Source organism: Ferrigenium sp. UT5, assembly GCF_045866295.1.
GTDB lineage: Bacteria > Pseudomonadota > Gammaproteobacteria > Burkholderiales > Gallionellaceae > Sideroxyarcus.
Genome location: NZ_BAAFRY010000037.1, coordinates 1 through 9905, shown reverse-complemented (window position 1 = coordinate 9905; position 9905 = coordinate 1). Strand labels below are relative to the sequence as shown.

Here is a 9905-nt window from a genome sequence, read left to right as displayed (position 1 = left end):
TTATCTCCACCTTGGCACCTAGATGCCGTCAGGTCCGCGAGGGGCTACCTCATTCTTACTTACTTACCTCGCTCCCCGTGGGGAGGGAGGCGTCCATCCCATCTCCTTTTACAATTTTGCCAGCACGCGCGGCAAATCGAGCACCGTGCGGATCTTCACATCGACATGCGGCGGCGTGTGCGGGGCAGTGCTCACCCACACCGTGCGCATCCCCAGGCGTTTGGCGGTCAACAGATTTTCCGCGCTATCTTCCACCATCACGCACTGCGCGCCCTGCAGGCGATATTTGCGCAGCAGGTGGCGGAATCCGGCCACCTGCGGTTTGGGTTTGTAATGCGCGTGCTCGATGGCGAACACATCCTCGAACAGATCATCCACCCGCAACAATTTCAGCACGGCCCGCGCATACTGCTCCGGCGCATTGGAGAACACCACCTTGCGCCCGGGCAAGCCCTGCAGCGCACGGTGCAAGCGCGGCTCGCGCAGCACCATCTGCCGCAATTGCGGAAACTGGTGCGTATGCCACAGAAAATGATCCGGGTCGGTAGCGTGATGCTTCATGAGCCCGGTCAGGGTCGCTCCATAGCGCTGCCAGTAATCCACACGCAACGCATTCGCCGCCGCTTCATCCAGTTGCAGATTCTCCTGCAGATAGGCGGTCATGCTGCGATTGATGTGCGGAAAGACATGCGGGGTCGCATCGTGCAGCGTGTTGTCCAGATCGAAGAGCCAGACGCGCGCAGGGGTCATTTGCTTTTGATCAGCGTACCCACGCCTTCGTCGGTGAGAATCTCCAGCAGCAGCGCATGTTCCACCCGACCGTCGATGATATGCACCGCGCGCACCCCGCTGCGTGCGGCGTCCAGCGCCGAGCCGATCTTGGGCAACATGCCGCCGGACAGGGTACCGTCCGCCACCAGTTCGTCCACCGTCTTCGGCGTCAGCCCGGTGAGCAACTTTCCATCCTTGTCCAGCACGCCCGGCGTATTGGTCATCAGCACCAGCTTCTCGGCGCGCAAAACCTCGGCCAGCTTGCCCGCCACCAGGTCGGCATTGATGTTCAGCGTCTCGCCGTCCGGCGCGACGCCGATCGGCGCGATCACGGGAATGAAATCGCCGGAGTCGAGGAACGTAATGATGGACGGGTCGATCTTGCTAATCTCCCCGACCTGACCGATGTCCAGCATCTTGCCCGGTTCCGCCAGACTTTCCAGCATCATCTTGTCGGCTCGGATGAACGAGCCGTCCTGGCCGGTCAGGCCCACCGCCTTGCCACCGTGCTTGTTGATCAGATTGACGATGTCCTTGTTGACCTTGCCCAGCACCATCTCGACCACATCCATGGTCTCCTCGTCGGTCACGCGCATGCCCTGCACGAATTCGCCCTGCTTGCCGACCCGCTTCAGCAGGTCATTGATCTGCGGTCCGCCGCCGTGCACCACCACCGGGTTCATGCCCACCAGCTTGAGCAGCACCACATCGCGCGCGAACCCCTCCTGCAACTTAGGGTCGGTCATGGCGTTGCCGCCGTACTTGATGACGATGGTCTTGTCGAAAAAACGCTGGATGTAGGGCAGCGCCTCGGACAGGGTGTGCGCTTTTTGCGCGGCAGTGGCAGCGGTCAGCGGCATGATGGCTCCTGAAAAAAGTGCCGCGAATTCTACTCCAGCGCAAAACAAAACGGGCGGCATTGCGCCGCCCGCCCGCAACAAAAACCCAAGCGCTTACTGAATCACCAGTTTTTTTGCCGTCACCGTCACCTTCTTCGGCAGCGTCAGCTCCAGCACGCCGTCCTTGTATTTCGCCTGCGCCTGATTTTCATCCACTTCCTGCCCCAGCGAAAAGGCGCGCGACACACTGCCGTAGTAACGTTCGCTGCGCAGCAGCTTCTCGCCCTCCTTCACTTCCTTCTCGTTCTTCACTTCGGCCCCGATCGACACCTGATTGCCGTCGATATGCACCTGTATATCTTCCTTTTTTACGCCGGGAATTTCGGCGTGCACCGTGTAAGCCTGATCGTCCTCGCTCACGTCCATCCTGATCTGGATTTCCGGCTGACCTTCGAATTTCACCGGCTGCATGAAGAAGCCGCGGAACAGGTCGTCCAGCGCATTGCCGGTCGGGTTGATTCTGCTGATATTGGCCATTGCATCCTCCTTCGGTTCGGTTAAGGGAATACGGGCTGCGCCCGCCTGCACCCTATCTGTGGACACCCTCACAATTTTCAAGGGCAAAAAAAAGGCGGCTGCCGCCGCCCTTTTCCCCCGCTGCCCCGGCTAGCGGTGATCCATCACCGCCGGGTCGTTGTAGTGCTTGTAGCTCAACTCCAGTGCGCGCACTTCTGCCGTCGCCTCGATCGTCCTGCGCACTCCCGCCACCCGCAACGACAGACTGACCGGCACCCGGTCACCCACATTCAGCGGTTGTTTCAGGCCGCGCAGCATCAGATACAGGCCGCGCACCCCAAAAATGGTCGTGCTGCGCGCGGCAAGCCGCAAGTCGCGCAGGGCGTGAGCCTGCATCCTGCCGCCGCGTCGCTCCACGCTGACAATCTCGCCGGTGGCGGCAAGAGGGCTGCTCACACCGAGCAGGCGCGCCGCCGGGGTCACCGACAGATTCAACTGCACGGTGGCGGCAGTCTGCCCCGGCACGCTTTCGCGCATCCACACCTTGTCCACGATCACATCATCGCCGGCCCAGGCGAACTGGCTCAACCACAGGCCGCCGAACAAGGCAGCCATCCGCAACTTAGTGCGCCATGTGCTCATGCTTCATCGCGTCGTGTTTCATCGCGCCGTGCTTCATTTCCGGCTTGCTGTCGGTCATCCCCCGGACCTTGGCGTTGACCTTGACTTTCTTTTCCTTGCCGTTGGCCTGCCGCAACCGAAGGGTCAGCGCGATTTTCTTACCTTCCACCAGCGGCTTCTTCAGACCGATCAGCATCAGGTGATAGCCCTGCGCACCCATATCCACGGCTTCGCCTGCGGGCAGATCGATCGCCTCCACCTGGCGCATCTTCATCACGCCGCCCTCGGTCACCATGCTGTGCAACTCGACGCTTGCGGCACACTTGCACGAAGCTCCGACCAGCTGCGCCGCTTTTTTGCTGGTGATGACCGCCTGCACCATGCCGCTATCCTGTCCCGGCGCTGTCGCGCGCGACCACGCATCGCCCACCTTCACGTCTTTTGCCTGCACCGGCAACGCGAACAGCATGGCCGCAAAACCCGCCCACAAAAACTTTTTCATGACTGACTCCTTATCAAATAATCGGTGCCGCGTTTTGCATCGGCGGCGCACAGCATTCTAGCCTGTTTCAGACGATCGAAAAAATCATGATCCGTTCACTGGACCGTGATCGTACCTTCATCAGAACGTGTAGTTCACCCCGGTGTAGGGCGAACGCCCCATCCCCGGCACCGCAATGTTTGACGGGATATCATTGATGCCCATGGTGCCCCCCTGCCCGACATAAGCCCCGCCCGTAGGCAGCGAATAGAACTTGTCGAGCACGTTCTCCACGCCAAAATCGATGCGCAGTTGCTGCCAGGTATAGCTGGCACGCAAATTGAGCAGCCCGTAACCCGGAGTTTGAAGTTCGCGATGAATATCAGACACGCGATCCTTGGCTGCGACCAGCACCCATTCGGCCTTGTTGTCCCAGCCTCCAGCGTGTTGCGTCAGTGTGAACCGGGCATTGAGCGGCAGCGTGTTGTACAGATCATCCCCGGTATCCATGTTTTTACCGTCCGTGTAATTGAGCACACCCTGCACCCCCCAGCCACCCCACGCAGTGTGGCCCAACGATGCATGGCCGGACACGTCCACCCCGTACAAGCGCGCATCCTGGTTGGCGTATTGCAACACGTTGAACTGCCCCGGCACGAAGGCAACCGCTGCCGGCGGAGTCGCCTGATCGCCGCGCACCGCATCAATGTAATCGTTCACCCGGGTATAGAACGGTGTCGCCTTGAGCTGCCAGCCAAGATCGGAAGCATGCCAGTCGAGCGTGACGGACACAGTGTGCGCCTGCTCCGGTTTGAGGTCCGGATTGCCGAAGTAGCCATTGCCATCCCCCTTCAGATTGTTCATCACCGCCGCCATCGACCAGGTTGACCAGGTGTAGCGCTCGTACACATTCGGCGACCGGACTTTGCGCGCCGCGCCGAGTTCAACATCCAGTTCGGCGCTGGCGGCATAGCGCGCCAGCGCGGTCAGATCGATATTGTTGTCGGTCTGCTTGTGCGTGCGCGCATTGAACGCTGCCGCATCGCGCTGCTGGTTGGAACCATTCATGTTGGTGGTTGGGTTATAACCGCTGGCGGCGCCCGCATTCATATTGACCTGCTCGTAACGCGAACCGAACAAAGCCATCCATTGCGAATCCGGCCTGGTTTCCCATTCTGCGTACAGCGCCTTGCGATCGCGCTTGCCATCCTGAATGTTGTAGAAGGTGCCCGGCCACATCATGCCGCCGGTGGCGGGCCAGTAGTCGTCCATGCGATAGCGTTGCAATTCCATCCCGGCCCGCAACAGATCATGCGCGAACAGCGGCAATTCCGCCTTGAGGCTGGCACCCGTGGTTTTGCCATCGGTATTCATCTGCATCCCGGCCGCACAAGTCGGCCCCAGCGGGGTGCACGGCAATCCCGCACCCGAAGCCGTGCCGTACCAGAAGCGTTTATCCTCACCAAAGTTCATGCGATGCTTGACGTCCTCGTGATAGATCCGGGTTTCCAGCACGCCCCAATCCAGGGTTCCCCGATAGCGCACGTTGGCCCGTTTTTCGGTATTACCGAGCAGATCCATGCGTTGATTGGGGTAGTTCTGGAACGGCATATCCTGATAGCCAACTTTCCCTTCAAACAAGTGCGCGGCATTTTTGTAGGCCATCCCCAGCGTGTGATTTTGCGACTCGTAGGCGGTCGAACCCACTCGATCCAGCGCCAGGGTGTGACCGGGACGACCCGTCGCCGTGCTGCTCTTGAAATTGCCGCCCGCACGGTAATTGTCAGCCTTGCTGTAAGCGCCGCTGTAGTTGATGTTGAACTGTTCGGTAGCATAGGTCGCCGCAACATTGCCGCCGCGCGCCTGATTGTTGCTGCGATAAAACGCGCCGACTTCACCCGTGCTGATATTTTTTTGCCCGGGCGCTGCAAATTCCGGCAGCGGCGTGTTCGCGACAATGGTGCCGGCAATACTGTCGCCTCCCGTGCTCACCGGTGAAACCCCGGCGTACACCTCCAGCGCCGCAAGCTGACTGGGCGCCACATAGGACAACGGCGGATTCATATGGTTGGGACAGGATGAGATCAAGTCCATGCCATCCAGTTTGGTGCGGATACGATCATCCGCCAAGCCGCGGATGGCGGGCAGGCTGGACACCCCGCCAGCCTGATACAGACTGACTCCAGGCACATCGCGCAACAGACTGGCGCTGTCGCTGGTAGCGGGACGCAGTGCGCGCAACGCGGACATATCAACCGCGTTTTCAGGCTTTGCTTTGGGTGCGGTCACCACCACTTCGTCCAGTACGCCGTCCGCCGCCAGCAGCGGATTCGCCAGGGCCAGCGCGACGCTCGCCGCGATCAGCTTCAACTTCATTTTCATTTTCTCCGGTTGGTCAAAATTCAAGCGCCGGAGATTGTATGAATTTATGCGCCGCCGACCCTGCGGCATTTTGTCGCATCCCAGTAACGGCGGGCTTCCGGTAGAATCCGCGCCATGCATATTTCGCTGCTTTCCACCCAGACCGGACACTCGCACCTGCGCCGGCTTTTCATGTTGCGCAACTGGGCCATCCTCGCGCAACTGGCGACATTGCTCCTGGCGCACCGCTTCCTCAGCCCCGATTTCGAATGGTCGCCGATGATCGGCACGGTGGTGTTTTTGCTGCTGGCGAATCTGGTGACGCGGTGGCGTTTGTCGCTCGACTATCCGGTCAGCCAACCGGAACTGTTCTTCCAGCTGGCGCTGGATGTGAATGCGCTCACCGTGCTGCTGTATTTCGGCGGCGGCTCGACCAATCCTTTTGTCTCCCTCTATCTGCTGCCGCTGGTGCTGGCGGCCGCCATCCTGCCGCGCCGTTACACCTGGGGCATGGCGGCACTGACCGTGGCCTGCTACAGCCTGCTGATGGTGTGGTATGTGCCGTTGCCGACGGGCGATGCCCATGCGCAGCACGGCCTCCGGCAACCGCTGACGCAGATCGCGCCCGACCTGCATGCCGGTCATGACGACCCGGATTTCTGCCGCGCCGAGTCCGCCCCCGTCGCCGCTGCGCCCGCCGCCTCGCCGCTGGACGATGCCTTCAATACCCACGTGCTCGGCATGTGGCTGGGTTTTGTCATCAGCGCGGCGGTGATCGCCTATTTCGCGACGGCAATGGCGACGGCCGTGCGCCAGCGCGATGCCCAACTCAACCGCGTGCGCGAGGAGACCCTGCGCAACGAACGCATCGTCGCGCTCGGCACGCTGGCCGCGAGCGCCGCGCATGAACTGGGCACGCCGCTCTCGACCATGGCCGTCGTCGTCGGCGAGATGCGCGACGAATGCGAGAACCCCGGACAGAAGGAAAATCTGAACCTGCTCGACGATCAGGTGAAGAACTGCAAGCGTATCCTCGACACGCTGATCCGCCACGCGCAGGAGACGCCCGACGCAGTGGACGTGGTGACCTTTTTGCACGGCGTGCTGGACGAATGGCAGTTGCTGCGCCCCGCCGTGCATTACCGCTATGAAGTCGAAGGCGCACAACCCGCGCCGCGCATCAGCGCCGATCCCGCCCTGCGCGCCGCCTTGCTGAACCTGCTCAACAACGCCGCCGATGCCGCGCCGGACGAGATGGAGGTGAAATTGCGCTGGGACGATGCGCGCACCGTGCTGGAGATCCGCGACCACGGCCCGGGACTTACGCAGGAAGCGGCGGAACGTGCCGGTGCCGCGTTCTTCACCACCAAGGAAGGAGGCCGCGGACTCGGCCTGTTCCTCGCCAACGCCACACTGGAACGGCTGGGCGGCAGCGTGCAACTGTCCAACCGCGAAGGCGGCGGCGCGACCACCGAAGTGATCCTGCCCCGCATCAGGATGAACGCATGAGCGACCTGCCTAACCTGTTGCTGGTCGATGACGACGACACCTTCCGCGGCGTGCTGAAACGCGCGCTGGAGAAGCGCGGTTATGCGGTCAGCGATGCGGACAGCGTGGAAACCGCCTTGCCGCTGGTCGAGGCCAACCCGCCCGAATTCGCGGTGATCGACCTCAAGATGAACGGCGCTTCAGGACTGGTGCTGGTGCAGCGTCTGCACGAGCTCGACCCCAACACGCGCATCGTCATGCTCACCGGTTACGCCAGCATCGCCACCGCCGTGGAAGCGATCAAGCTGGGCGCCACGCAATACCTTTCCAAACCCGCCAACGCCGCCGAGATCGTCGCCGCCTTCGGCCACCACGCCAGTTCCGACACCGCGTTCGACGCGCACCCCGCCACCATCGATCGTCTTGAATGGGAGCACATCAACCGCGTGCTGCAGGAACAGCACGGCAACATCTCCGCCACCGCGCGCCTGCTCAACCTGCACCGCCGCACCTTGCAGCGCAAGCTGGCAAAACGGCACGTGGTGGATTGAACGGCGCGCCGGGGCATCGGCGCGATCAGAGCGAGCTGACGAACTGTATCGCCTGTTCCGCCTGTTCGACCGCTTGCAGGGTGATGTCTTCGGCCTGCTCCGGATCGATGCCCAGCGCAGCCCACGCTTCGTCGGTGACGCGATCGCGGACGAATTCGCGCAGCCCCGCGAAGGGGATCAGTTGTTCGGTGACAGCGATGATGCGTGCCAGCGGCAGTCCCGCCGCCCCGGGCGCATCCGGGGTGTGGTGATAACGGATCGCCGCGACCAGCTCTTCCGGCAGGTTCCAGTGTTTGGCCAGCTCGGCGCCCAGCTCGTCATGCGTCACTTCCAGCAACTCGCGTTCGATCTCGATGGAAGGGCGACCCGGTTCGATGGCGATGCGCGTATGCAGGTCATCGCTGCGTTGCACGTCCAGATGCGCCAGCGCCAGATAGCCGATGTCGTGCAACATGCCGGCGAGGAAAATGAGATCGTCCTGCGGGCGCGATTTGAACGGCATGGCGCGCACCACCGGCAACATGGCGAACGCGACGCACAAGTTGTGCAACCACATTTCCTGCGCATCGAAGCGTCCGATGGGTTTGCTCATCAGGGACATCACGGCGATACCGGTCGCTACCGACTTGACCCGGTTCAGGCCAAGCAGCAGGGCGGCATCCTTGACCGAGCATACCTTGCGTGAAACGCCCAGTAGCGGCGAGTTCGACAGGCCGATGAGCTTGGCCGAAATGAGCGGATCCTGCGAGATCAACAACAGCATCTGCCGCTCCCCCTGCTCGCTATCGAGATCGAGGGTCATCAGTTTCTGGGCGATGGCCGGCATGGCCGGAAGATCATCCAGGTGGCGGATGCCCTGGCGCAGATCGACAGACCGGTTCATTCCCTGGGTGAAATCCAGCGTACGTGCGTTATCAGCTGTCATGGGGGATGAGGATACGTGCAGAAGGCCAGCACCTCAAGTTTGTTGGCCGGATTGGCGGGCATCGGCGCTGCCATGGCACGGTATAATCCGCGCCACACTCTGACATGACCGATATGCGATTCCCTTTCTTTCTGCTGTGTCTGCTGTCCGGCTGGTTCAATACGGCCCATGCGCTCCCCGCCGCCCCCGCGCTGGGGGCGAAACATTACGCGCTGTACGACGCGGGCAGCGGCCAGATGCTGGTGTCCGAAGCGGCGCATGAACATATCGCCCCGGGTTCGCTGACCAAACTGATGACGGCTTATGTGGTGTTCGGCGCGTTGCGCGACGGCGAGATCACCCTGCGCCAGCACGTCACGCCCACGCAATACGCCTTGCGCCCGCAGCACAAGGAGCCGCGCATGTTTCTCCAGTCCGGCCAGGATGTCTCGGTGGACGACCTGCTGCACGGCCTGATCGTGCAGTCGGCCAACGATGCGGCGCGCGTGCTGGCGGAAGCCGTCGCCCATCACGAACTCGCCTTCGTTGACCGCATGAATGCCACGGCACAACGGCTGGGGCTGAGCGACAGCCATTTTGCCAATGCCAGCGGCGTCGATGAGACGGGACAGTACAGCAGCGCGCACGATCTCGTCCTGCTCGCCGCCGCCCTGCTGCGCGACTTCCCCGACTTCATTCCGCGCTACGCCCAGCGCCAGTACACCTACAACGGCATCGAGCAATACAGCCACAACCGCCTGCTGTGGCTGGACCCAAATGTGGACGGCCTGCAGACCGCCCAGGTTGACGGACTGGGCTTCTCCAGCGCCAGCAGCGCCCGGCGCGGCCAGCGCCGCTTGCTCGCGGTGGTCATCGGCGCCGCAACCGCCAGCCTGCGCGACAGCGACAGCCAGCGCCTGCTGAACCACGGCTTCCGCGAATACGAGGCGGTCCTGCTCTACCGCGAACGGCAGCCGGTGCAAACCGTGCGGGTGTGGAAAGGCACGGAAGACCGGCTCGACATCGGTTTTGCCGCCGACCTCTATGTAACGGTTCCCGCCGGCACACGCGAGCGCCTGCGGGCCCGGCTGGAAACCGCGGTGCCGCTGGTCGCCCCCATCAATCGCGAACAACCGGTCGGCATCCTGCATCTGCTGCTGGACGGGGAGCCCCTGCTCGACGCGCCGGTGATCGCATTGCAGCGCGTGCCGCTGGCGAACGTGTTCGCGCGCGGAGTGGATGCAATACGCTTGCTGTTCAATTAAAAGGAGATGGGATGGACGCCTCCCTCCCCACGGGGAGCGAGGTAAGTAAGTAAGAATGAGGTAGCCCCTCGCGGACCTGACGGCATCTAGGTGCCAAGGTGGAGATAA

The 9905-nt window shown here is 62.2% G+C and carries 10 protein-coding genes; 3 read left to right on the top strand and 7 right to left on the bottom strand.

Translation table 11 applies throughout. The annotated features are described in order from the left end of the window. Positions 1-108: 108 nt before the first annotated feature. From ACKTSJ_RS10620 to ACKTSJ_RS10595, 6 genes are all read right to left on the bottom strand, one after another. Entirely contained in the window at positions 109-750 is a 642-nt protein-coding gene (locus ACKTSJ_RS10620; protein WP_407900062.1) for a pyrimidine 5'-nucleotidase, read from the bottom strand. Next, positions 747-1631, bottom strand: coding sequence for an acetylglutamate kinase (argB, locus tag ACKTSJ_RS10615; RefSeq protein ID WP_407900060.1), 885 nt, complete (start codon positions 1629-1631; stop codon positions 747-749). Before argB ends, ACKTSJ_RS10620 begins: the two co-directional genes overlap by 4 nt. A gap of 93 nt (positions 1632-1724) precedes the next feature. Beyond that, positions 1725-2147 carry an Hsp20/alpha crystallin family protein gene (locus tag ACKTSJ_RS10610; RefSeq protein WP_407900058.1) on the bottom strand — a complete coding sequence of 141 codons (423 nt, stop codon included), beginning with the start codon at positions 2145-2147 and terminating at the stop codon, positions 1725-1727. 129 nt (positions 2148-2276) lie between these two features. Then, a complete protein-coding gene (locus tag ACKTSJ_RS10605) occupies positions 2277-2768 on the bottom strand; it encodes a copper chaperone PCu(A)C (RefSeq protein ID WP_407900056.1) in 492 nt (163 codons plus the stop codon). Continuing rightward, positions 2749-3249, bottom strand: coding sequence for a copper chaperone PCu(A)C (locus ACKTSJ_RS10600; protein ID WP_407900054.1), 501 nt, complete (start codon positions 3247-3249; stop codon positions 2749-2751). The genes ACKTSJ_RS10605 and ACKTSJ_RS10600 overlap by 20 nt, the downstream gene beginning before the upstream one ends. Before the next feature lie 120 nt (positions 3250-3369). Then, a complete protein-coding gene (locus ACKTSJ_RS10595) occupies positions 3370-5604 on the bottom strand; it encodes a TonB-dependent receptor (RefSeq protein WP_407900052.1) in 2235 nt (744 codons plus the stop codon). Positions 5605-5724: 120 nt separating this feature from the next. Between ACKTSJ_RS10595 and ACKTSJ_RS10590 the strand changes: the two genes are divergently transcribed. Both ACKTSJ_RS10590 and ACKTSJ_RS10585 read left to right on the top strand, forming a co-directional pair. Further along, the gene (locus tag ACKTSJ_RS10590) at positions 5725-7098 is read left to right on the top strand and encodes an ATP-binding protein (RefSeq protein WP_407900050.1); all 1374 of its coding nucleotides are present in this window, start codon (positions 5725-5727) and stop codon (positions 7096-7098) included. Continuing rightward, positions 7095-7628: a response regulator transcription factor gene (locus ACKTSJ_RS10585; RefSeq protein WP_407900048.1), complete on the top strand. Its 534-nt coding sequence runs from the start codon at positions 7095-7097 to the stop codon at positions 7626-7628. The genes ACKTSJ_RS10590 and ACKTSJ_RS10585 overlap by 4 nt, the downstream gene beginning before the upstream one ends. A 25-nt stretch (positions 7629-7653) precedes the next feature. Here ACKTSJ_RS10585 and ACKTSJ_RS10580 read toward each other — a convergent pair whose 3' ends face one another. Then, complete coding sequence (locus ACKTSJ_RS10580) at positions 7654-8553, bottom strand: HDOD domain-containing protein (RefSeq protein WP_407900047.1); 900 nt, start codon at positions 8551-8553, stop codon at positions 7654-7656. 104 nt (positions 8554-8657) lie between these two features. Here ACKTSJ_RS10580 and ACKTSJ_RS10575 point away from each other — a divergent pair, with 104 nt between their 5' ends. Further along, the gene (locus tag ACKTSJ_RS10575; RefSeq protein ID WP_407900045.1) at positions 8658-9797 is read left to right on the top strand and encodes a D-alanyl-D-alanine carboxypeptidase family protein; all 1140 of its coding nucleotides are present in this window, start codon (positions 8658-8660) and stop codon (positions 9795-9797) included. Positions 9798-9905: the final 108 nt, after the last annotated feature.

Excerpts from the sequence above, each read along its gene's own strand:
- ACKTSJ_RS10620 (WP_407900062.1), bottom strand. The coding sequence starts at position 750 with ATGACCCCTGCGCGCGTCTGGCTCTTCGATCTGGACAACACGCTGCAC.
- argB (WP_407900060.1), bottom strand. The coding sequence starts at position 1,631 with ATGCCGCTGACCGCTGCCACTGCCGCGCAAAAAGCGCACACCCTGTCC.
- ACKTSJ_RS10610 (WP_407900058.1), bottom strand. The coding sequence starts at position 2,147 with ATGGCCAATATCAGCAGAATCAACCCGACCGGCAATGCGCTGGACGAC.
- ACKTSJ_RS10605 (WP_407900056.1), bottom strand. The coding sequence starts at position 2,768 with ATGAGCACATGGCGCACTAAGTTGCGGATGGCTGCCTTGTTCGGCGGC.
- ACKTSJ_RS10600 (WP_407900054.1), bottom strand. The coding sequence starts at position 3,249 with ATGAAAAAGTTTTTGTGGGCGGGTTTTGCGGCCATGCTGTTCGCGTTG.
- ACKTSJ_RS10595 (WP_407900052.1), bottom strand. The coding sequence starts at position 5,604 with ATGAAGTTGAAGCTGATCGCGGCGAGCGTCGCGCTGGCCCTGGCGAAT.
- ACKTSJ_RS10590 (WP_407900050.1), top strand. The coding sequence starts at position 5,725 with ATGCATATTTCGCTGCTTTCCACCCAGACCGGACACTCGCACCTGCGC.
- ACKTSJ_RS10585 (WP_407900048.1), top strand. The coding sequence starts at position 7,095 with ATGAGCGACCTGCCTAACCTGTTGCTGGTCGATGACGACGACACCTTC.
- ACKTSJ_RS10580 (WP_407900047.1), bottom strand. The coding sequence starts at position 8,553 with ATGACAGCTGATAACGCACGTACGCTGGATTTCACCCAGGGAATGAAC.
- ACKTSJ_RS10575 (WP_407900045.1), top strand. The coding sequence starts at position 8,658 with ATGACCGATATGCGATTCCCTTTCTTTCTGCTGTGTCTGCTGTCCGGC.